Below are 21,531 nucleotides of genomic sequence, written 5' to 3'. Positions count from 1 at the left end.
TGCTTGATACCGGGAAATGATGCCGAGGGAGATACTTCTCCCATCGAAAACAAGGAGCAGCATCATGAGCCCGGTCATCCCAATCACCCCTGCAAACGCCACCAAATCCTGCGCACCAGTCGCTGCAAAATGCTCGCTGTGCAGTTTCAATCGACTGTGCCTGCCGCAAGGCCTGGCCGAAGACGATGTCGCCCGCCTTGACCAGATCATCGCACGCCGCCGCCGCGTGGGGCGCGACGAGCCGCTGTACCAGACCGGCGACAGCTTCCACAGCCTGTACGCTGTGCGTTTTGGCCACTTCAAGACCGTCCAGGTGAATCAGCGCGGCGAACAGACGATTGGCGGCTTCCACATGGCCGGCGACCTGCTGGGCATGGAAGCGATCGGTAACGGCCAGCATTCCTGCAATGCTGTGGCGCTGGAAGATAGCGAAGTGTGCGAAATCCCTTTCAGCCGCCTGCAAGAATTAGTGATGCAGATCCCGGGCCTGCTGCAGCAATTCCACCGCACCATGAGCCGCGAAATCCAGCGCGAGCAGTCTGTAATGCTGTTCCTGAGCCATATGCGCGCCGAGCAGCGCCTGGCCATGTTCCTGCTCAACCTCGCGGGCCGTTATGCCCAGCGTGGCTACTCCTCGACCAGTTTCCAGCTGCGCATGTCGCGTGAAGATATCGGCGGCTACCTCGGCCTGACCGTGGAAAGCGTCAGCCGCCAACTGGCCCGCCTGCGCCAGGATGGCTCGATCGTCCTGAATAACCGCGACCTGCGCATCATCGACCGCAACAAGCTGGAAGTCATGTCTTCCGGCGGCATGGCGCAAGAATACGCGGCCGTCGCCTGATCCACGAACCAGCTTTCTCACCTGTAGGGGGTGTATGGGGCAGCTCAGCTGCCCCTTTTTTATGGTTCTTCACGGAATAGCGAGCCCATAGTTCCCGGTATTTCGTGAAGAACTTCTTTATTGCAGCGCGAAGACTTCTTTGGCGGCCATCAGGCCGTTCAGGGCGGCCGGGAAGCCGGCGTAGACGGCCATCTGCATGATGGTTTCCACGACTTCGTCACGCGTCACGCCGACGTTGAGCGCAGCCTGGATGTGGACTTTGAGCTGGGGCGTTGCATTGCCCATTGCCGTTAGCGCGGCGACAACCGCGATTTCACGGCTTCTCAGGTCGAGGCCGGGGCGGGAATAGATGTCGCCGAACGGGAATTCGATCAGGTAGCGGGCAAAATCCGGCGCGATCTCGGCCAGGCTTGCTACAACGCGTTCTCCGATCTCGCCATCGATCTCACGCAGTTTTTCGAGTCCGCGCTCGTAACGGTTTGGGTTGGTGGTCATCAGCAATTCCTCCATTAGTGGTTGAACCTGACGCCAGGGACTGCTCCAAAGAGCGGTAATGCTCGACTTTCCACTGCAGCGTGGCGGCCGATTGCCGCAACGTTTCGATTTCCGCGAGCACGTCCTCCAAATGCTGCTCCAGCATCTGGCGCCGTTCGCCGGCCGTGGAGTCCCCAGCGCCACGTAGTTTTGCGAAAGCCTGCATTTTGCCGATTGGCATATGCGTGGCTCGCAGACGCAGCAGGAATTCGATCCAGGCAAGGTCGGAGGCCGCATAGCGCCGCTGGCCGCCAGCCGCGCGGCCAACCGGGGCGATCAGGCCGATACGCTCGTAATAGCGCAGCGTGTGGGCGGTAAGGCCGGTGCGTTTGGCGACTTCCTCTATGCTCAGATGGGATTCCATGGGGTGATCTTAGAAGTTCGAGCGCGCTCTAAGTCAATCACTTTATTACGCCAGGCGAGATGCTGCAACCGCCAGCGCCAGGTCCATGGTGTTGATGTGGGCTTCGATCCAGTCCGGTAGCGTGCTGATGATCTGGCGGGCGGTGGTTTCGTCGTCGTCGCGCAGCAGGCGCAGGACGCGGGAGATGCGTTCCAGCAGGTTGCCGTGGGCGGCACGGTGCGCCTGGGCCGCAGGATAGGCGATGCGCTCCATCAGGCCGTTTTCCGCCCGAAGGTGTTCGATGAACTCTTTCGCGAGTTCGCGGCAGGCCTCGTCGAAGGCTGGACGCGGCATATTTTCCATTGCGTCGAGCATGTCGAAAACGATGCGGTGCGATTGGTCGAGTTCGGGAATGCCTAATGCCAGGTCGGGGCCGAAGACGATGGAATCCATGGTAGCGCTCCATATTGGGGAGCGCTAATTGTGCCGTCCGGAAACAGGACGGCACATGATCCAGGTCAATTTTCGGGGGTGTTACATGAAGCGGTCGAGGATCTTCTTGCTGTGCTTGTCCAGCGTGTACTGGTCGCGGATCAGGAAATGGATGCCGTGGCTGTCCGACACCAGCAGCGACACGCTGCCGATGCGGCGGATGTCTTCTTCGCCGCGCAGGACGAATTCGGTCTCGCCGCGGTCGGTCTCGACCTTCCAGGTGGATGGGCAGGCGTAGCTGCCGACGTCGACGATGCGTTTGATCTCGGGCATGAACTCACGGCCAGCCAGCTCTTCGCGCACCACGTCGGCCATTTCCGGCGACAGGTCGGAAATGCGGTCCAGCCAGGCCACTTCCTTGCCGTCGGTATTGACCAGCGACAGGCCTTCTTCCGGGGCCTGGATAGGGAAGGCGCGCACAGGGGACACGCTTTCGTGCAGAACGCCGTTGGCGTCGATCAGGTTCAGCTTGCCGAAACTGTCGCGGCTCAAAGTAAAATTAATCATCTTCACGGCTCTTTGCTTTGTCATCCATGTCGGTATCGACGTTACGTGCCTGCGCCTGGTAGAGGCGGAAGTAGGCGCCTTCCTTGGCCATCAGCTCTTCGTGCGGGCCTTCTTCGACCACCTTGCCGCGGTCCATCACCACCAGGCGATTGGCGCGCTGCAGCGTGGACAGGCGGTGCGCAATGGCGATCGTGGTACGGCCGGCGACCAGGTTGTCCAACGCTTTCTGGATTTCTTTTTCGGTTTCCGAGTCGACCGACGCGGTGGCTTCGTCCAGAATCAGGATGCGCGGGTCGATCAGAAGTGCGCGTGCAATCGAAATACGCTGGCGCTCACCACCGGACAGGCCTTGGCCGCGTTCACCGACCATGGAATCGTAACCTTGCGGCAGGCGCAGGATGAAGTCGTGGGCGTGCGCAGCGCGGGCTGCCTTCATGATCTCTTCACGGGTCGCATCCGGCTTGCCGTAAGCGATGTTCTCGGCAATCGTGCCGAAGAACAGGAAGGGCTCTTGCAGTACCAGGCCAATATTGCGGCGGTAGTCGGAGACCGCGAAGTTACGGATGTCGACGCCGTCCAGCAGAATCGCGCCTTCGGCCACGTCGTAGAAGCGGCAGATCAGGTTGACCAGGGTCGATTTGCCCGAGCCCGAATGGCCCACCAGGCCAATCATTTCGCCAGCCTTGATCTCCAGGTTCACGCCGCGGTTGACCGCGCGGTTACCGTAGCGGAAGCCAACTTCACGCAAGGTGATGTCGCCGCGGACTTTCTCGACCTTTGCCGGCTGTGCCGGATCCGGCACGCTCGATACGTGGTCCAGGATGTCGAAGATACGCTTGGCGGCCGAGGCGGACTTCTGCGTCACGGACACGATGCGGCTCATGGAATCCAGCTTGCCGTAGAAGCGGTTGGCATACAGGACAAAGGAACTCAGGACGCCGACGGTGATGTTGTGCTTCGAAATCAGCCAGATGCCGAACACATAGATTACCAGGATGCCCAGTTCGGTCAGGAACGACACGGTTGGCGAGAACAGCGACCATACTTTGTTCAGCTTATCGTTGACGGCCAGGTTGTGTTTATTCGCGGTACGGAAACGGTTCGCTTCACGTGTTTCCTGCGCAAAGGCCTTCACAACGCGAATGCCGGGAATGGTATCGGCCAGCACATTGGTCACTTCGCCCCAAACGCGGTCGATCTTTTCAAAGCCGGTACGCAGTTTGTCGCGCACCAGGTGGATCATCCAGGCGATGAAAGGCAGCGGCAGCAGGGTCGCAATGGCCAGCCAGGGATCGATCGAGAACAGGATCACGCCCGTCATGACGATCATCAGGACATCGGACGCGAAGTCCAGCAAGTGCAGCGACAGGAAAACGCAGATACGGTCGGATTCCGAGCCGATACGGGACATCAGGTCGCCGGTGCGTTTGCCGCCGAAGTATTCAAGCGACATGCGCAGCAAGTGTTCATACGTCGTGGTACGCAGGTCGGCGCCGATACGCTCCGACACCAGTGCCAGCACATAGGTTTTGGCCCAGCCAAAGACCCAGGCCAGCACTGCGGCGCCGGTCAGGGCGGCCATGTACTGCACCACCAGCATGTGTTCAACAGGCTTGCCGCTTTGGTAAGGGATCAGGACATTGTCCGTCAGCGGCATGATGATGTAAGGCGGGATCAGGTGCGCGCCAGTGGAGAGCAGCATCATCGCAAAGCCGAGCGCCAATTGCCATTGATACGGCTTGGCAAAGCGCCACAGGCGGAACAGGGTCCAGGTCGATGGCGGGGTGTGGACCACTTTGGTGCAGACTGGGCATTCTTCCTGGTCCGGCTCCAGCGGGGCCTTGCAGGTAGGGCAGGAATTCTGTTCAATATGTTGCAGCGGCTTGCCGAAAACGTGGGCTTCCAGCAGGCGCGGGAAGTTCTCGGACAGGCGGATCGCCAGCAGGTTCTGGCCAAGCGTGAAGCGCCAGGCGGCCAGGCGCTGGGTCTCGTCCACCAGCTCCAGGTGGCCGACACCTGCATGATCGTGCAGTTTTAGAGACATGCCACGACGATAAGTCCAATCTTGCCATACCGTTTCACCGGGTGCGCGTGCCATAATGCGGCGCTCCGTGAGGAGCACCAGGCCTTTGCGGAAGTGAAGCTGGGAGTCTAGGTCAACCTCCAGGGCGCTGAGTACGTTTTCATCAGGTGCAAGCGCCGGTAACTCTGTGCGCCACCTGTCGGGAAGTTCTGTCAGGCTCAGCTCAGAGGAAAGTTGGTTTGTTATCATTGTGGATCAGACTCCGGCATCTCTTTGCCAAGTGGCAAGAATTGCGAAACAGTGGGAAAATAGAAGGACGGGCGGAGTATACCGCAAGAGGTACAAGAGCTAAAACATGACAAAAAAGAAAGATATTGATTTTCTCCGTGTGACACACCTTCGCGGACCGAACATCTGGACCTATCGCCCGGTGATTGAAGCCTGGCTGGATATCGGCGAGCTTGAAAATTACCCCTCGAATCAACTCCCCGGATTTTATGAACGCTTGATCGCCTTCCTGCCAGGCCTGGTCGAGCATCGCTGCGGCGTCGGTGAACGCGGCGGCTTCCTCGAGCGCCTGCGCGACGGCACCTATGCCGGCCACATCCTCGAACACGTCGTACTCGAATTGCAAAACCTGGCCGGCATGCGTACCGGCTTTGGCAAGACCCGCCAGACCGCCGAAGGCAGCGGTATTTACAAAATGGCATTCCGCACCCGCCAGGAACAGGTTGGCCGCGCCGCACTGGCCGCCGGCAAAGACCTGCTGATGGCTGCCATCGACGATACGCCATACGACCTGGCTGCCACCGTTGCTAAACTGACCTCGATGGTGGAGTCGCTGTGCCTGGGCCCATCGACCGGCTCCATCGTGGACGCAGCGACCGACCGCAAGATCCCGTATATCCGACTGACTGACGGCAACCTGGTGCAACTGGGACACGGCGCGCGCCAGCGCCGTATCTGGACCGCGGAAACCGACAACACCTCCGCAATCGCCGAAGGCATTGCGTCCGACAAGGACATGACCAAGGACATGCTGAAGTCCGTCGGCGTGCCGGTACCGGAAGGCACCCTGGTCAAGAGTGCTGACGAGGCCTGGGAAGAGGCACAGGATATCGGCCTGCCGGTCGCCGTCAAGCCGTACGACGGCAACCATGGCCGCGGCGTGTCGCTGAACCTGGTGACCGAAGCCGACGTGCGCGCTGCGTACGACATCGCAGTCGCGCGTGGCGGCAGCAAGAGCGTCATCGTTGAGAAATTCATCGTCGGTAACGAGCACCGCTTGCTGGTAGTGGGCCGCCGCATGGTGGCAGCCTCCATGGGCGAATCGCTGTGGGTGACCGGCGACGGCAAATCCACCGTGCAGGAACTGGTGGACACCCAGATCAACACCGATCCGCGCCGTGGCACCACTGAAGAATTCCCGCTGAATATCGTGCAGCCGCGCGAATCGGAAGAAGTGCTGCTGGACCTGAAGCGTCAGGGCCTGACCCCGGACTCCGTGGCCGATGCCGGCCGCAAGGTGCTGATCCAGCTGAATGGCAACGTCGCCAACGACGTGACCGACCTGGTCCACCCGGCTGTCGCCGAAATGGCGGCACTGGCTGCACGCACCATTGGCCTGGACATCGCCGGCATCGACCTGGTTGCCGCCGACATCTCCAAGCCGCTGGAAGAGCAGGGCGGCGCCATCATCGAAGTGAACGCAAGCCCTGGCCTGCTGGCCCATTTGAAGCCGGCCGCCGGCGGCGCTGCGCGTCCGGTTGGCCACGCCATCTGCGACCAGCTGTTCGCTGAAGAAGACGATGGCCGCATTCCAATCGTGGGCGTGGCTGGCAGCCGCCAGAACGCGCTGATTGCTCGCCTGATCGGCTGGCTGCTGCAAATGAGTGGCCGCTATGTCGGCACCGCGACCGAACAGGGCGTGTACCTGAACGGCCGTAATGTGGCGCGCGGTCCTCTGACCGAATGGGAATCGGGCGAACGCCTGCTGCTGAACAAGAACGTGGAAGCTGCGGTCTTCGCCAACTGCGGCCGCATGATCCTGAGCGAAGGCTTCTCCTACGATAAATGCACGGTGGGCGTGGTGACCGACGCCGCCGGCCATGAGGACCTGGGCGAGTTCTACATCAATACTCCGGAACAGATGTACGGCGTGCTGCGTACCCAGGTTGACGTGGTGCTGCCGGAAGGCGCTGCCGTGCTGAACGCGTCCGACGCGCAAGTGGTCGAAATGGCTGAATTGTGCGACGGCGACGTGATCTTTTACGGGACCGACGAACACGTGCCCGCAATCGACTCGCACCGCCAGGATGGCGGCCGCGCGGTGTTCCTGCGCGATGGCGGTTTCGTCATGGCTGCGGGCCGCGACGAATTGGCAGTACTGCCTCCGTCCTGCTTGCCGGCGAGCGAAGAGGATCGCAAGGAAGCAGTGCTGGCTGCGATTGGCGCCGGCTGGGCCATGGGCCTGTCGCCGGACCTGATCGGTGCTGCGCTGCGCACCTTCGAGTGGAATACTAAGAAAAATTAATCTGGATTAGACAGGATTACCAGGAATGGAAGTTATTCGCCTCCGCGCCCTGCGCGGCCCAAATCTGTGGAGCCACCATACGGCTGTTGAAGCCATCGTCTCCTGCTCGCCGGAAGAACGCTCCGTCGACAAGATCCCTGGTTTCGAAGTGCGCTTGCGCACCCGCTTCCCGCGCCTGGCGCAGCTGCAGCCGGACGGCCACGCCGACACTATCCCGATGGCGCACGTGCTGGAGCTGGCGGCCCTTGGTCTGCAGGCCGAAGCCGGCTGCCCGGTGACCTTCAGCCGCACCACCCAGACGCTGGAAGACGGCATCTACCAGATGGTGGTTGAGTACACCGAAGAAGCCGTTGGCCGCCTGGCTGTGGAATGGGCTGAAAAGCTGATCAAGGCTGCCGTTGACGACACCCCGTTCGACCTGGCCGCTGCGCTGCACGAACTGCATGAACTGGATGAAGACGTGCGCCTGGGCCCATCGACCGGCTCCATCGTGCACGCCGCCGTGGCGCGCAAGATCCCGTTCCGCCGCATGACCGAAGGCTCGATGGTCAGCTTCGGCTGGGGTTCCAAGCAGCGCCGCATCCAGGCAGCTGAAATGGACACCACGAGCGCGATCGCCGAAACCATTGCGCAAGACAAGGAACTGACCAAGAAATTGCTGGACGCCGCCGGCGTGCCGGTGCCTACCGGCCGCACCGCTGAGAACGCGGAAGACGCATGGAAAGCAGCGTTGGAAATCGGCCTGCCTGTCGTGGTGAAACCTAAGGACGGCAACCAGGGCAAGGGCGTAACGGTGAACATCACCACCCGCGAGCAGACTATTGCCGCCTACAACGCCGCCAAGGAGTTCCGCGACGACATCATGGTCGAGCGCTTCCTGGCAGGCCATGACTTCCGCCTGCTGGTGATCGGCAACAAGCTGATCGCCGCTGCGCGCCGCGATCCTCCACACGTGGTGGGGGACGGCGTGCACTCGGTGCGTGAACTGGTGGACATCGTCAACGCCGACCCGCGTCGCGGCACTGGCCACGGCACTGCGCTGACCAAGATCCGTTTCGACGATATCGCCCTGGCGCGCCTGGCGCTGCAAGGCCTGGCAGCGGATTCCGTGCCGCCAATCGGCCAGCGCGTCGTGCTGCGTAATAACGCCAACCTGTCGACCGGCGGCTCTGCTACCGACGTGACCGACGACGTGCACCCGGAAGTGGCTGCGCGCGCGGTGGAAGCGGCGCAGATGATCGGCCTGGATATCTGCGGCGTTGACGTGGTGTGCGATTCCGTGCTGCGTCCTATCGAAGAACAGAATGGCGGCGTGGTGGAAGTGAATGCCGCGCCTGGCCTGCGTATGCACCTGTCGCCGTCATACGGCAAGGGCCGTCCGATCGGTGAGGCGATTGTCAACGCCATGTTCCCAGAAGGCGACGATGGCCGCATCCCTGTGATCGCGGTCACCGGCACCAACGGCAAGACAACCACGGTGCGCCTGACCGCGCATCTGGTCGCGGCCTCCGGCCTGCGCGTGGGCATGACCAACACCGACGGCGTCTACGTCAACGGCCGCCAGATTGACTCCGGCGACTGCTCCGGCCCGCGTTCGGCGCGCAATGTGCTTCAGCATCCTGACGTGGATGCTGCCGTGTTCGAGACCGCCCGCGGCGGCATCCTGCGCGAAGGCCTGGCCTACGACCGCTGCAAAGTGGCCGTGGTGACCAATATCGGCGCAGGCGACCACCTGGGCCTGAACTACATCACCACTGTGGAAGACCTGGCTGTACTGAAGCGCGTGATCGTGATGAACGTGGATGCGCAGGGCTATGCTGTGCTGAACGCGACTGACCCGATCGTGGCTGCGATGGCAGCCAAGTGCAAAGGCAAGGTGATCTTCTTCGGCGCGGACCGCTACCATCCGGTTGTGGCGACGCATCTGGCGCAGGGCAAGCGCACCGTGTACGTGGAAAATAACCAGCTGGTGGCTGTGGAAGGCAAGAGCGAGCAGCGTATTTCGCTGGCGGACGTACCGATCACCTTCGGCGGCACCATCGGCTTCCAGGTGGAGAACACCATGGCGGCAGTGGCTGCGGCTTGGGCGGCCGGCACCGACTGGGATTCGATCCGCCGCGGCTTGCTGACCTTTACCACCGACAGCCACAATGCACCTGGCCGTTTCAATATCTTCAAATACCGCGGCGCGACTGTGATTGCCGACTATGGCCACAATCCGGATGCGATGCTGGCTTTGGTCAAGGCGGTCGATGCAATGCCTGCGAATCGCCGTTCGGTGGTGATATCCGGCGCCGGCGACCGCCGCGACCAGGATATTCGCGAACAGACCGAGATCCTGGGCAAGGCGTTCGATGACGTTGTCCTGTACCAGGATGCTTGCCAGCGTGGCCGTGCAGATGGCGAAGTGGTCGGCCTGCTGCGCCAGGGCCTGGAAGGCGCTACCCGCACCAAGCAGATCGACACGATTACCGGCGAGTTTATTGCGATTGATACGGCGATGGATCGGTTGAAGGAAGGTGATCTTTGCCTGATTCTGGTGGATCAGGTGGAGGAGTCGCTGCGTCACATTGCGAACCGTATCGCGGCCGGTTAAACCGTCAAAACCGGTAAACCAGTGTCTGACCCGCAGGGTCAGACATCATCAGATCAGCGGCCGTCGAGCTGCAGGTGTCTGACCCTGCGGGTCAGACATCGGGTTACCGGTTTTCAGGCAACCAACACAGCCCGTGGCGCCTGCAAGCGGGCAGTCTCCCCCTCCACAAACTGCGCCGCAAACACCCGCTTCTCCGCCTCAACCAAGCCTTCAGCCTCAATCAAGCCGCACATCAAATCCGCAGTCGCAATCGCCATCTTGTGCAGCGGCTGGCGCAGGGTAGTCAGCTCATAGCTAAGCCACTGCGACCCTTCCACGGCATCGCACCCCACGACCGACATTTGCGACGGCACATCGATATGCAAATGCTGGCGCGCGGCATCCACGCACCCCATCGCCATCGCATCATTCCCGCAAATGACAGCATCCGGCACGGCACCAATGCGAGCGATCAATTCATGGAGGCCGGCCACGCCGCTGGCGTAATCAAAGCAGCCGTAGAACACCGGCGCTTCCGGCAAGCCTAGTTCAGTGATCCGGTCCAGCGCACCGCGCAAACGTTCGCGCGCCACCGAGTTCAATTCAGGCCCGCCGATCAGCGCGAACTGGCGATGCCCCGCGGCCGCCAGGCGGCTCACCAGCGCACGGCTGGCCTCAAACTGGTCGCACAGCACCGTATTCACATCCAGGTCGCGCAGGTGGCGGTTGAACACCACCAGCGGCACCTGGCGCCGCCTGAACTCCTCGACGTGCGCCGGCGTCAGTTTGGAAGCGGCGATCACGCCATCCACCTGGAACTGCCAGACATCGGTCAGGATCTGCTCGATCTCGCCCTCATGCTGCATGGTGAAGAGCAGGGCGCGCTTGCCGCGGCGGTTCAACTGCTGGCTAAGCTCCGACAGCGCGGCCGGGTTGTACAGCATGCTGGAATGGGACACCACAATCGCAACGATATTGGTACGGCGCGTAATCAGGCTGCGCGCCGCAGCATTCGGGATGTAGTCAAGCCCTTCAGCCGCCTTCATCACGCGCTCATACGTCTTTTTGGAGACGCTGGCGCCTGGTTTGAAGCAGCGCGACACCGCAGACTGCGACACGCCCGCCACGAGCGCGACATCATAGGAGGTGACGCGGCGTCCCTCCTGGAGGATGATGGCCTTTTGCTCGGCAATGCTGATCGCTGCTTGTGGCGTGGTTTGGCGCATGAATGCGGCTTGCGTTTTTGAAAATAGACCTCCAATCTTACCACATGGCAATAGTTTCCCTACGTTTACACGTGTTATGTGTGGTGTCCAAGCCGCGCCAGCTCTGGTAAAATTCCGCCCCTTTCGGTTTTCGGATGAATAAAGATGACATTGGCTTGCGGCATCGACTTTGGCACCTCCAACTCCACCGTAGGATGGGTGCGTCCCGGCCATCCCATCATGCTGGAACTTGAGGATGGCAAAATGACCTTGCCGTCCGTGGTCTTCTTCAATGCGGACGACGAGGAAACCAGCTATGGCCGCGCCGCATTGGCCGAATACCTGGCCGGCTGCGAAGGCCGCCTGATGCGCTCCCTGAAAAGCCTGCTGGGCACCAGCCTGATCGACGGTCAGACGGAAGTCGGCGGCCGCGCGCTGCCATTCCGCTTGCTGTTGTCTCAGTTCATCGGGGAAGTGAAGCGCCGCGCGGAGAGCGCCGCCGGCCGTCACTTCGAAAGCGTCGTGATGGGCCGCCCGGTGCATTTCATCGATGACGACAGGGCAGCCGACCAGGTGGCGGAAGACACCCTGGCCGACATCGCGCGCAGTGTCGGTTTCCGCAACGTGGCTTTTCAGTACGAGCCGATTGCCGCGGCGTTTGAATACGAATCGCAGATCGACCGCGAAGAGCTGGTCCTGATCGCCGACATCGGCGGCGGTACGTCTGACTTTACCCTGGTGCGCCTGGGCCCGGACCGCGTGGCGCGTGCGGAGCGTGTCGACGATATCCTGGCCACGGGCGGTGTGCACATCGGCGGTACCGACTTCGATAAATACCTTAGCTTGTCGAGCGTGATGCCGATGCTTGGCTACGGCAGCCAGTTCCAGAGCGGCGCCGAGGTGCCGTCCAGCTACTACTTCAACCTGGCGACCTGGCACACCATCAACCAGGCATACACGCGCAAGATGCAGGCCCAGTTGTCGGAAATGATCCGCGACGCGCGCGAGCCGGCGAAGCTGGAACGCCTCCAGCACCTGATTGAGGAGCGTGCGGGCCACTGGCTGGCGCTCAAGGTGGAAGAAGCCAAAATAGGCCTGTCCGACGCTGACCAGGTGCAGATGAACCTCGATCGCTTCGTACCGCCGGTGCTGCTGGACGTGACGCGCGCCGGCTTCGACGTCGCGGTCGAGCAGCTGGTGTCCAACGTCGGCGCCACCGTGACCCAGCTGCTGGCTGATGCCGGTGTGCAGGCAAGCCAGGTTGACACCATCTTCTTCACCGGCGGTTCCAGCGGCGTGCGCCTGCTGCGCGAACGGATCGCCGCCCTGGTGCCGGGCGCGCGCCGTGTGGAGGGCGACCTGTTTGGCAGTATCGGCGCCGGCCTGGCGCGTGATGCATTGCGCAAGTTTGCATAATCTGCTTACAATAGCCGCCGTGAAGAACGTAAACCGCCATTTCCTGCACGTCTTGCTTGCCGTGCTGCTGGTACTGTCCCAGCAGATGGGGATGGCGCACGCGGTTTCGCACTGGTCTGACTTCCGCCACGGCAGCGAGCAGCAGCAAGCGAGCGATGTTGACGGCAATGGTATTAGCGCCGGCCTGGCGCTTGACCACAATTGCAGCGAGTGCGCAGCCTTCGCGTCGCTGGCCTCGGCGATTCACACGCCAAGCTTCAGCTTCTCATCGGTCGACTACAGCGCGCCGCAATCCGGCGTCGCCTTGCTGCAGCTGACCGGCGCGCGTACCGCACGCGCCTACGATTCCCGCGCACCTCCCCTGGCCTGACACAACGTTTTCATGATTTATTTGCCGCCGTGGCTATCCGCCATGGCCGGCTAACGTTTGTCGTATCCAGAAGGTTTGACTATGAATTTCAAGTACTCCCTGCTGGCAGGCGCTGTCCTGTCGGCCGTATCCGCCATTTCCTACGCCGATGATGGCGAAGTCACCAAGGTCGTTGTGACCGCAAACCCTTTCCACCAGGGCGAAACGGAGCAAATCCTGGTGCCGGCCAAAGTGCTGTCCGGCGATGAACTGCGCGATAAGATGTCCAATTCGCTCGGCGATACGTTGTCGTCGGAGCTGGGTGTTTCTACTTCCGCTTTTGGCGCGGGTTCTTCCCGCCCAATCATCCGCGGCCTGGAAGGCGCACGTGTCAAGATGCTGGAAAACGGCATGGCAGTTTCCGACGTTTCCGGCCTGTCCAATGACCACGCCGTGTCGGCAGAAGGCGCAGTGGCGCATCAAATCGAAATCCTGCGCGGCCCGGCTTCGCTGATGTACGGTTCAGGTGCTATCGGCGGGCTGGTGAACGTGGTCAACGAGCGCATTCCGCCCGTGCTGGAACCCAAGCTGACCGGCCAGGCCGAAACCCGTTACAGCACCGTGGATGATGGCACGGCCACCTCCGGCACCATCGACGGCGCGATCGGCAAGCTGGCACTGCACGTGGATGCCAACACCCGCCGTTCCGGCGACTACAAGATTCCGGGCAATCGTGTGGAAGGCGACCCGGATTCCGCTTCCGGCCGCCTGCCGCATTCGGGCACGCATGAAAAGGGCGCTGGCTTCGGCGGTTCCTATATCGACGGCTGGGGCTATGTCGGCGCATCCGTATCGAGCCTGGACAACAAATACGGCATTCCGACCGAAGAAGGTTCGGCGATCGACCAGCACCAGATCCGCTACGACTTCGACAGCCTGTTCAAGAATCCTCTGCCGGGCATCGAGTCGGCCAAGTTCAAGGCCGGTTACACAGACTACCGCCACGCCGAACTGGGCGAAGACGGCGCGCCGGAAGTGAAGTTCAAGAACCGCGCAGTTGAAACCCGTGCCGAAGCAGTGCACAAAGCAATCTCCGGCTGGCACGGGACCTTTGGCGTGCAGACCGAGCTGACGCACTTCTCGGCCCTGAGCGCGCAGGGCGGCCCGGATACCGTGCCGGTAACGCGTTCGAATTCCTCGGCCGGTTTCCTGGTCGAAGAAAAGGAATGGGGCCCTGTGCGTGTGAACGCCGGCCTGCGCCTGGAGCATGTGAAGCGCGAACCGATTTCCGGCCTGGACCGTTCGTTCTCGCTGCAAAGCGGCGCGCTGGGCGCCCTGTGGTCGTTCATGCCCGGCTATGCGACCGGCCTGACCCTGTCGCGTGCACAGCGTGCGCCATCGACTGAAGAGCTGTACTCCGGCGGCCCGCACGATGCGACCATCACCTATGACCTGGGCGACCCGAACCTGCAAAAGGAGACTTCGCGTAACGTAGAACTCTCGCTGCAAAAGACCGCAGGCCTGATCCGTTGGAAAGCGAACCTGTTCCGTAACAGCATCTCGGACTTCATTTACGGCCATATCACCGGCCGCCTGGTCGATGAAGACGGCGTTGATGGCGGCAGCTTCCGCCAGCGCGTGTTCAGCCAGGGCGACGCCACCATTCGCGGCGCCGAGGCGGAGATCGAGTACAACCCCTTGGCCATGGGCCTGAACGGCCGCTTGTTCGCCGACACCTCGCATGGCGACTTGAAGAACGCAGGGAGCTTGCCGCTGCAGCCGGCTTCGCGCGTCGGCGCCACCATCGGTTACCGCACCCCGAACTGGCGCGCGGGCGCCACCTGGATCCACGCGCAAGCGCAGGACCGCCTGGCTTCGTTCGAAACTGCGCCAACCGGCTCGTACAACCAGGTCAGCGCGAACCTGTCGTATACGCAGAAGCTCGCCGATATGGACCTGACCTGGTTCGTGCTGGCGAAAAACCTGCTGAACGAAGACATCCGCGTTTCGACTTCGCTGCTGAAGGATGTATCGCCGCTGCCGGGCCGCAGCTTTGTGTTTGGTGTTCGCGCCAAGTTCTGAGTTTGCGCTAAATCAAACGTAGCCCGGAGACGCTTCTTATACTTTAGATAACAATCTAGGGTATGGGAGGCGGCGATGGGCAAACGTCTTGCTGACCGGGAGCGCATCTTCCGGTGGTTTCTGGGCCCCGCCGAGCGGGGCGATCCCTACGCCCAGTTCAACTTGGCGCTTCTTTACAAAAACGGCCTGGGAGTCGAAGCGGATCCGCGCCAGGCATTCGGCTGGATGCGCATGTCGGCCCTGCAAGGCCTGGCTTTCGCCCAAAATCAACTGGGCGCGATGTACTACAAGGGCCTTGGCATCGCCGGCAGTGACGTGGAAGCCCTGTACTGGTTCCGCCGCGCGGCACGCCAGGGCGATCCCGCCGCACAGCAAAACCTTGGACAGATGTATCGCCGCGGACGCGGTGTCGCCGTCAATGAAGAATTGGCCGCGCGCTGGTTCAGCCGCGCGGCGGAGCAGGGCGTGTCCAGCGCACAGGCGCTCCTGGGCGAGGCCTACCTGAACGGGCGTGGCGTTGCCGCGAATTGCAAGCTGGCGCAAGCCTGGCTGCGCAAGGCTGCCGTGCGCGGCGAGATCCACGCACAGTGCCTGTTGGGCAGTATGTTCGCCCACGGCACCGGCGTGCCGCGCGACGCCGCGCAAGCCATGATGTGGTACATCCTCGCTGCGGAAGGCGGCTCGATCCAGGCGCAATTCAGCGTGGCGGTTTTATACGCCAATGGCGACGGCGTTCAGCGCGACCTGGCCCAAGCCGTGCACTGGTATCGCAGCGCGGCGGAGAAGGGCGATGCGGCAGCCCAGAACAACCTGGGCGTGCTGTATGCAACGGGGCAGGGCGTGTCGCGTGATGCGGTGGAGGCGCTGCGCTGGTATCGGCGGGCTGCCGCACAGGGCCATGCGCTGGCAAGGCATAACCTGGAAGGCTTGCGCGTCGGCCATGCCGACATGGCTTTGCCGGACGAGCAATTCCTCAATGCGGCTGATTTTGATCCTGAGGCGCGCAACAGCCCGCGTTGAACGGGTTAGCGCTGTGCGGTGAGCGGACGATCGGTACCCGGTGTGAGCACCACATTGCTGGCAAGGTGTTCAAGCCCGGCTTGCGCATCGACGTTTTCGACACGGATGCTGTAGCTGCCGCGCATCAGCGGAATCAGGGCAAGGCTGCGCGAGCGCTGGTTGGCCCATTTGCTGGCCACACACATCGTATTGACCAGCCGCGAATGGATCACCGTGTTATCGGGTTTGCGGCGCACTTCGACCTTGAATGCCATTGGCCTGCCATAGCTTGCGCGATCCTGCTTTGGCAGCTTGGCGAGGTCAGTGCCTTCCATGCAATCTTCCATGCGGCGATCGCCAATGATCGCAATTTCCTGCTTGCTCAGGGAGTCGCCAGCCGGGTTGCTCATTTCGAGCATCAGGGAATAGCTAAGGTCTACGGGGACTTCCACATCGGCAGTAACTACGGTGCCGGCTTCGGAGAGTTTGAGCGGCGCATCCTTCATCAGCGGCGGGAATTCGCACAGTGCCACCGTCGCCATCGCCAAGCCGACTAAGGGTTTCTGGCACATGCTGTAGATGAAGGGGCTCATGCATTCAATATAGACTACGCTCCCGGCATTTGTAACCTGCGGTCAAGGAAAAGACTGTTGCCATGTATCTTTTTCGCCTGCTTTTTAGCTTCCGCTGCGCTGGCCGCAATCTGGTGATGCGAGTAGTACTGGCGCGGCTCGACGCGGATCACGCCAACGGACAAGCTCATCAATGAGTAGAAGACTTTTTTGCCCTGCCTGTCTTCGCTGATATAGCCGCCGCGTTCGCGGTCTTCGTTGCTGTAGAAATCGGTGATTGCGCTTGCAAAATCGTCGAGCACGGCCTGGCAACGCGTGTCCCAGTCCTCGCTCTGGAACAGGATTACAAAGTCGTCGCCGCCGATGTGGCCGACAAAATCGCGATTGCGGTCGCCGTGCTTGGCGAGGATATGCCCCGTCAACTGGATCACATCGTCGCCGCGCCGGTAGCCATAGACATCGTTGAAGGGCTTGAAATGATCGAGGTCGACGTAGCAAACCCAGAAACGGGTATCGCTCTCCAGCAGGCGGTCGATATGCTCGTTGATCGGCACATTGCCAGGCAACTGGGTCAGCGGATTGGCGTAACGCGCCGCGTTGATCTGCATCTGCGTGATTTCGCGCATCAGGTCATGGCCGGTGCCCATGCCGATATAACGGCCTTCTTCCGTGATGATGAAGCCATTGAACAGGTGGTGCGCGTCCGATTCCGCCATGCGGCAGGAGAGCTCCTGCAGGCTGGTGTCAACATCGGCAATGATCGGTTTGGCATCCATGAAAATAGTGCATGGTTTCTTGCCATATAACTCACGCTGGTAAGGGCGCGCGAAATGGTCGATCATGTCGAAGCGCGACACCAGGCCAAGCGGGCGGCCGGCATCGACCACCGGGATGATCATCAGCTTGGGATCGGCCATGAAGATTTCATAGACGTCGTTATTGTACATCGACGGCGGCACGGCGGCCACGTCGTGCAGCAGCTTGCGGATACTCACGGCGTTTCTCTCGGCAGCGCGTTGCGGATACACCGCTACGCCATTGCGGCCCAGTACCTTGACCACTTCCGCCGGCAGGGCCTTTGCCGGTTGAACGTGCGGGCGTCCGAGATGGTAGCCCTGGCCGTATGCCACTCCGAGGTCGCGCAGAAGCAGCAGCTCGGCCGCCTTTTCAATGCCTTCAGCGATGACGAGGGTGTTCGACTTGTCGGCGATCTCCTGGATGGAGCGCACGAATTGCAGCTTTACCGGATCGTGCTCGATACCCTGGATGAAGTGCATGTCGATCTTGACGAATTCCGGACGCAGCTCGGACCAGAGACGCAGGCTGGAGAAGCCTTCACCCAAATCATCGATCGCGATCTGGAATCCCATGTCCCGGTAGTGCAGAACCGCCTGGCGCATTAGCTCATAATCGTAAGTCGGCTGGTTTTCAGTCAGCTCGATGATGACATTAGCGGGATTGAGGCCGAATTCGTGGATATACCCCAGCGTCTCGCCTTGCGTGCCATCTGGTTGGCGCACCAGCGATTCCGGGCTCACGTTCAGGAATAGCTTGCCGGGCAGCTGCAGCTCCGCAAAGCGTTCAAGCACGATGCGGCGGCACAGGTATTCAACTTCGCGTGAGAGGTTGTTTGCGCGCGCCACGCGGAACAGGTTGAGTGGAGAATGCAGCGGACTGTCGGAGGGCCCGCGTATCAAGCCTTCGTAAGCGATGATCACGCCGCTTTGCATGTCTACGATGGGCTGGAACAGCGCATGCAGGTCGCGACGCTGGATAATGTCCAGCAGGTGCTGGCCTAGCAGTTCGTCAGGGTGCGGGCGCAGGTAGGTCACATTGTTCGGAAGTGCGGCGGCAGGTAAGCTCACGTTAGCGCTCGGGCTGGATGTCAACGGCCGCATTGTGTGCCGCAAATGTGACAGCATGATGAATGCCGGAAACACTTTTTAGCGCTACAATAAGCTTCCACGTCCATGACTGAGAACGATGCAGAGCAAGCTCATTAGCCGTTCCGCCGCTTTCGCGGCCTTTATCCTCACGGGTGCAGCCAGTGCCGCCGGCGGGATTAACGTACACATTACGGACGCAAATGGAAAACCGGTTACCGACGCTGTGGTCTACCTGGAAGCCGATGGCGGGCAGCAGCTGCCGAAGCCGCAAAAGTCCGGGGAGATCAGCCAGAAGGGCCTGAAATTCATTCCGATGGTCACGGTGATCCAGACCGGCAGCAAGATCTACTTCCCGAACAACGATAAGGTGCGCCACCATATCTATTCGTTCTCGCCGCCGCACAAGTTTGACCAGAAGCTATATTCCGGCACCACGGCGGAACCGCAGACCTTCGACAAACCCGGCACTGTGGTCCTGGGCTGCAATATCCACGACAAGATGCTTGCCTACGTGCGCATTGTCGATACGCCGTATTATGGCAAGACCGATGCCAACGGCGCTGTGCTTGTCGATGCGCCGGCCGGCAAATATGTTCTGCGAGCGTGGCATCCCGACATTGTCGGCGGCAATCCCCAGGAGCAGGCGATTCGCCTGTCCGACGAAACAGGCAGCGCCAATTTCAAGATGCCGCTGAAACCGCCGGTCACCGATCCAGATTCAACGTCTTACTGACGCCATGCGATTCCGAAGCCTCGAAAGCCGTATCGTTACCCTGTTCCTGGTGCTGCTGATCGTCGTTCAGCTGGTGGGACTGATGGTGATCCAGCGCGGCATCGACAGCAATGCGCGTACGGCGATTGCGTCAGAGCTGGTCAACGGCAGCAAGGTATTTGCACGGCTGATCGAGCAGAACGCGCAAAACCTGCGCAATGGCGCAAGGTTGCTGTCGCGTGATGCCGGCTTCCTCGCAGCCATCGGCAACACCGACCAGGATGACCGCGCCACCATCGAATCGGCGCTGGCCAACCACGGCCGCCGGATCAAGGCGTCCATGACGATGCTCGTCAGCCCGGAACGCAAGGTGGTTGCCTCCACCAGCGATGCGCAAGCCGCCGGCCTGGAGCACATGGTGATGAATATGCTGGAAAAGGCCGAGCAGGCCGACGGCGCGAACGGCATCGCCATCGTTGAAAGCGTGCCTTACCAGATCGTTGTGGTGCCGGTGAAAGCGCCGGTGACGATAGGTTTTGTGGTGATGGCGTTCCCGCTCGATGAGCGCCTGGCGCGCGATATGCAGGAGACCACGTCGCTGCAAACGCTGTTGCTGACGCGTGACCCGAAAGGCCATTGGCTGCCGGTGGCTTCCAGTCTTTCGCCGGCCGCCGTGGCAAACGTCATGTCCCAGCTGCAGGGCATGGGGCGCATGCCGTCCGACGCATTCGACGTTGACGTGGTCAACGATAAGCTCAGCGTGCGCATGACACCGATTGGTGAAGACGACGGCCATGTCGCTGTTGTCATGCTCGGCCGGTCCATCGACGAAGCAACTGCAGAATACGCTCGCCTTGAACGTTGGCTGCTTGGCCTGACTGCGGCAGGTATCGTCGTCTGCGTCGTGGCCAGCGTGTTGACGGCGAAGCGCATCGCCCAGCCCTTGCGCCAGCTTGCCGATACGGCGAAAAAGCTGGAGCAGGGCGATTACAAAGTGAATATCGAAAGCGCCAGGTCCGACGAAATCGGAGAGCTGGCGCACGCCTTTGGCAGCATGCGCGATGGTATCGCCAAGCGCGAACAGGAAATCCGGCGCCTGGCGTATTGGGACCCATTGACGAACCTGCCGAATCGCGCACAGTTCCTGCTGCTGTTGAATGACGCCATTGCGGACGCCCGCAAGCGCGCCGGCTCCGTCTATGTGCTGATGATGGACCTTGACCGCTTCAAGCATGTGAACGACGTGATGGGACACAGTTTCGGCGACGCCTTGCTGAAGCAGGTTGCAGGCCGGCTGTTGCAAAAGCTTGCGAACCGTCGCCATCCGGCCCAGGTGGCGCGTCTGGGCGGAGATGAATTCGCGGTGCTTTTGCCCGGTTCCGATCTGGACCAGGCCGTGGTCGTAGCGTCTGAAGTTCTGCATGCGCTGGAGTCGCCGCTGTCGCTGGAAGAACAGACAGTCGATATTGGCGCCGGCATCGGCATCGCAGGGTTCCCTGACAACGGCATGGATGCCGAGGAGCTGCTAAGCAAATCCGAAGTCGCCATGTACGCGGCCAAGCAGCGCAACGAAGGCGCCGTAGTCTATGAAGACGCGATCGACAAGAGCAGTCAGCAAAGCCTGTCCCTGCTCACCGAATTACGCCAGGCCGTGGAAAACAATGAGCTACGCCTGTTCGTACAGCCGAAGATCACGCTGGCCACCGGGCACGTGGTCGGCGTAGAAGCCCTGGTGCGCTGGCAGCACCCCGTCCGCGGCAATGTGTTCCCCGACCAGTTTATCCCGTTCGCCGAGCAGACCGGCTTTATCCGTGTGGTGACCCACTGGGTGCTCGAACGCTCGGCGGAACTGTGCCATTCTCTGGCGCAGCGCGGCATCCACCTGAAGGTATCGGTCAACCTGTCCACCCGCGACCTGCTTGACCAGGAATTGCCGTTCAAGTTCGGCGAAATATTCATGCGCCACCACGTTTCGCCGGGCGCCTTTTGCCTGGAAATCACGGAAAGCGCGATCATGGACGATCCGGTCCGCGCGCAGCAAACGCTGGAACGCTTGCACGGCATGGGCTGCGACCTTTCGATTGACGATTTCGGCACAGGCTATTCTTCGCTGGCCTACCTGAAACGCCTTCCGGTGGATGAACTGAAGATCGATAAATCCTTCGTGCTGAACATGGCCAACGACGTAGGCGACGCCAAGATCGTGCGCTCCACCATCGACCTTGGCCACAATATGGGCCTGCGCGTGGTGGCGGAGGGGATCGAAAGCGAGGCCGCGTGGCATATCCTGGCGGAGATGGGCTGCGACCAGGGGCAGGGCTATTTCATGAGCCGCCCAATGCCGGCAGACCAATTGGCAAGCTGGGTCGAGACTTGGCGCGCGCCGGCATTAACCGAATAATCACCGGCGCAAAGCTCTTCGGAGAGTTACTTATTTGCTAAAGTCCGAGTTATGATCCTTG

17 protein-coding genes are annotated in these 21,531 nt (G+C 61.2%); 9 read left to right on the top strand and 8 right to left on the bottom strand.

The features are described 5' to 3' along the window. The first annotated feature begins 64 nt into the window (after positions 1-64). Complete coding sequence (gene fnr, locus AC1RTP_RS26265) at positions 65-841, top strand: fumarate/nitrate reduction transcriptional regulator Fnr (protein WP_498611589.1); 777 nt, start codon at positions 65-67, stop codon at positions 839-841. A 117-nt stretch (positions 842-958) separates the two neighbouring features. Here fnr and AC1RTP_RS26260 read toward each other — a convergent pair whose 3' ends face one another. The 5 genes from AC1RTP_RS26260 to AC1RTP_RS26240 form a co-directional block, all read right to left on the bottom strand. Continuing rightward, a complete protein-coding gene (locus AC1RTP_RS26260; protein WP_498611588.1) occupies positions 959-1,336 on the bottom strand; it encodes a carboxymuconolactone decarboxylase family protein in 378 nt (125 codons plus the stop codon). Continuing rightward, positions 1,287-1,739 (bottom strand): MerR family transcriptional regulator, encoded by a 453-nt coding sequence (locus AC1RTP_RS26255; protein WP_498611587.1) that lies wholly within the window; start codon positions 1,737-1,739, stop codon positions 1,287-1,289. Before AC1RTP_RS26255 ends, AC1RTP_RS26260 begins: the two co-directional genes overlap by 50 nt. A 45-nt stretch (positions 1,740-1,784) precedes the next feature. Further along, the gene (locus AC1RTP_RS26250) at positions 1,785-2,171 is read right to left on the bottom strand and encodes a bacteriohemerythrin (RefSeq protein ID WP_498611586.1); all 387 of its coding nucleotides are present in this window, start codon (positions 2,169-2,171) and stop codon (positions 1,785-1,787) included. Positions 2,172-2,252: 81 nt separating this feature from the next. Further along, positions 2,253-2,717, bottom strand: a complete 465-nt coding sequence (locus AC1RTP_RS26245; protein ID WP_498611585.1) for a cyanophycin metabolism-associated DUF1854 family protein — start codon at positions 2,715-2,717, stop codon at positions 2,253-2,255. Then, a complete protein-coding gene (locus AC1RTP_RS26240; protein WP_498611584.1) occupies positions 2,710-4,989 on the bottom strand; it encodes a cyanophycin metabolism-associated ABC transporter in 2,280 nt (759 codons plus the stop codon). Before AC1RTP_RS26240 ends, AC1RTP_RS26245 begins: the two co-directional genes overlap by 8 nt. Before the next feature lie 106 nt (positions 4,990-5,095). Here AC1RTP_RS26240 and AC1RTP_RS26235 point away from each other — a divergent pair, with 106 nt between their 5' ends. Both AC1RTP_RS26235 and cphA read left to right on the top strand, forming a co-directional pair. After that, positions 5,096-7,273: a cyanophycin synthetase gene (locus AC1RTP_RS26235; protein ID WP_498611583.1), complete on the top strand. Its 2,178-nt coding sequence runs from the start codon at positions 5,096-5,098 to the stop codon at positions 7,271-7,273. A 25-nt stretch (positions 7,274-7,298) separates the two neighbouring features. Further along, the gene (cphA, locus tag AC1RTP_RS26230) at positions 7,299-9,869 is read left to right on the top strand and encodes a cyanophycin synthetase (RefSeq protein ID WP_498611582.1); all 2,571 of its coding nucleotides are present in this window, start codon (positions 7,299-7,301) and stop codon (positions 9,867-9,869) included. A 113-nt stretch (positions 9,870-9,982) separates the two neighbouring features. On the opposite strand, the gene AC1RTP_RS26225 is transcribed toward cphA, so the two are convergent. Then, positions 9,983-11,074 (bottom strand): LacI family DNA-binding transcriptional regulator, encoded by a 1,092-nt coding sequence (locus tag AC1RTP_RS26225; RefSeq protein ID WP_498611581.1) that lies wholly within the window; start codon positions 11,072-11,074, stop codon positions 9,983-9,985. Between the two features lie 144 nt (positions 11,075-11,218). Here AC1RTP_RS26225 and AC1RTP_RS26220 point away from each other — a divergent pair, with 144 nt between their 5' ends. From AC1RTP_RS26220 to AC1RTP_RS26205, 4 genes are all read left to right on the top strand, one after another. Next, positions 11,219-12,469 (top strand): Hsp70 family protein, encoded by a 1,251-nt coding sequence (locus tag AC1RTP_RS26220; protein WP_498611580.1) that lies wholly within the window; start codon positions 11,219-11,221, stop codon positions 12,467-12,469. A gap of 19 nt (positions 12,470-12,488) precedes the next feature. Continuing rightward, positions 12,489-12,839, top strand: a complete 351-nt coding sequence (locus tag AC1RTP_RS26215; RefSeq protein ID WP_498611579.1) for a hypothetical protein — start codon at positions 12,489-12,491, stop codon at positions 12,837-12,839. An 81-nt stretch (positions 12,840-12,920) separates the two neighbouring features. Then, positions 12,921-14,900: a TonB-dependent receptor gene (locus AC1RTP_RS26210; RefSeq protein ID WP_498611578.1), complete on the top strand. Its 1,980-nt coding sequence runs from the start codon at positions 12,921-12,923 to the stop codon at positions 14,898-14,900. Positions 14,901-14,975: 75 nt separating this feature from the next. Next, entirely contained in the window at positions 14,976-15,920 is a 945-nt protein-coding gene (locus AC1RTP_RS26205; RefSeq protein ID WP_498611577.1) for a tetratricopeptide repeat protein, read from the top strand. Positions 15,921-15,925: 5 nt separating this feature from the next. Here the strand turns inward: AC1RTP_RS26205 and AC1RTP_RS26200 are convergent, their stop codons facing one another. Both AC1RTP_RS26200 and AC1RTP_RS26195 read right to left on the bottom strand, forming a co-directional pair. Further along, positions 15,926-16,492 carry a DUF5625 family protein gene (locus tag AC1RTP_RS26200; RefSeq protein ID WP_498611576.1) on the bottom strand — a complete coding sequence of 189 codons (567 nt, stop codon included), beginning with the start codon at positions 16,490-16,492 and terminating at the stop codon, positions 15,926-15,928. A 14-nt stretch (positions 16,493-16,506) separates the two neighbouring features. Beyond that, on the bottom strand, positions 16,507-18,336 hold the full coding sequence (locus tag AC1RTP_RS26195; RefSeq protein ID WP_498611575.1) for a GGDEF domain-containing protein: 1,830 nt from the start codon (positions 18,334-18,336) through the stop codon (positions 16,507-16,509). Positions 18,337-18,454: 118 nt separating this feature from the next. On the opposite strand from AC1RTP_RS26195, the gene AC1RTP_RS26190 reads away from it, so the two are divergent. Both AC1RTP_RS26190 and AC1RTP_RS26185 read left to right on the top strand, forming a co-directional pair. Further along, positions 18,455-19,090, top strand: coding sequence for a methylamine utilization protein (locus tag AC1RTP_RS26190; RefSeq protein WP_498611574.1), 636 nt, complete (start codon positions 18,455-18,457; stop codon positions 19,088-19,090). Between the two features lie 4 nt (positions 19,091-19,094). After that, the gene (locus AC1RTP_RS26185; protein ID WP_498611573.1) at positions 19,095-21,470 is read left to right on the top strand and encodes a bifunctional diguanylate cyclase/phosphodiesterase; all 2,376 of its coding nucleotides are present in this window, start codon (positions 19,095-19,097) and stop codon (positions 21,468-21,470) included. Positions 21,471-21,531 lie beyond the last annotated feature (61 nt).

The sequence above is a fragment of the Pseudoduganella sp. GW821-FHT11H04 genome (assembly GCF_058807935.1).
This window is presented reverse-complemented; position numbering and strand designations above follow the sequence as displayed.

What these genes read in the sequence shown, in the direction of transcription:
- fnr (WP_498611589.1), top strand. Translation starts at nt 65, where the DNA reads ATGAGCCCGGTCATCCCAATCACCCCTGCAAACGCCACCAAATCCTGC.
- cphA (WP_498611582.1), top strand. Translation starts at nt 7,299, where the DNA reads ATGGAAGTTATTCGCCTCCGCGCCCTGCGCGGCCCAAATCTGTGGAGC.
- AC1RTP_RS26210 (WP_498611578.1), top strand. Translation starts at nt 12,921, where the DNA reads ATGAATTTCAAGTACTCCCTGCTGGCAGGCGCTGTCCTGTCGGCCGTA.
- AC1RTP_RS26190 (WP_498611574.1), top strand. Translation starts at nt 18,455, where the DNA reads ATGCAGAGCAAGCTCATTAGCCGTTCCGCCGCTTTCGCGGCCTTTATC.
- AC1RTP_RS26245 (WP_498611585.1), bottom strand. Translation starts at nt 2,717, where the DNA reads ATGATTAATTTTACTTTGAGCCGCGACAGTTTCGGCAAGCTGAACCTG.
- AC1RTP_RS26200 (WP_498611576.1), bottom strand. Translation starts at nt 16,492, where the DNA reads ATGAGCCCCTTCATCTACAGCATGTGCCAGAAACCCTTAGTCGGCTTG.
- AC1RTP_RS26250 (WP_498611586.1), bottom strand. Translation starts at nt 2,171, where the DNA reads ATGGATTCCATCGTCTTCGGCCCCGACCTGGCATTAGGCATTCCCGAA.
- AC1RTP_RS26240 (WP_498611584.1), bottom strand. Translation starts at nt 4,989, where the DNA reads ATGATAACAAACCAACTTTCCTCTGAGCTGAGCCTGACAGAACTTCCC.
- AC1RTP_RS26185 (WP_498611573.1), top strand. Translation starts at nt 19,095, where the DNA reads ATGCGATTCCGAAGCCTCGAAAGCCGTATCGTTACCCTGTTCCTGGTG.
- AC1RTP_RS26260 (WP_498611588.1), bottom strand. Translation starts at nt 1,336, where the DNA reads ATGACCACCAACCCAAACCGTTACGAGCGCGGACTCGAAAAACTGCGT.
- AC1RTP_RS26225 (WP_498611581.1), bottom strand. Translation starts at nt 11,074, where the DNA reads ATGCGCCAAACCACGCCACAAGCAGCGATCAGCATTGCCGAGCAAAAG.
- AC1RTP_RS26220 (WP_498611580.1), top strand. Translation starts at nt 11,219, where the DNA reads ATGACATTGGCTTGCGGCATCGACTTTGGCACCTCCAACTCCACCGTA.
- AC1RTP_RS26235 (WP_498611583.1), top strand. Translation starts at nt 5,096, where the DNA reads ATGACAAAAAAGAAAGATATTGATTTTCTCCGTGTGACACACCTTCGC.
- AC1RTP_RS26205 (WP_498611577.1), top strand. Translation starts at nt 14,976, where the DNA reads ATGGGCAAACGTCTTGCTGACCGGGAGCGCATCTTCCGGTGGTTTCTG.
- AC1RTP_RS26255 (WP_498611587.1), bottom strand. Translation starts at nt 1,739, where the DNA reads ATGGAATCCCATCTGAGCATAGAGGAAGTCGCCAAACGCACCGGCCTT.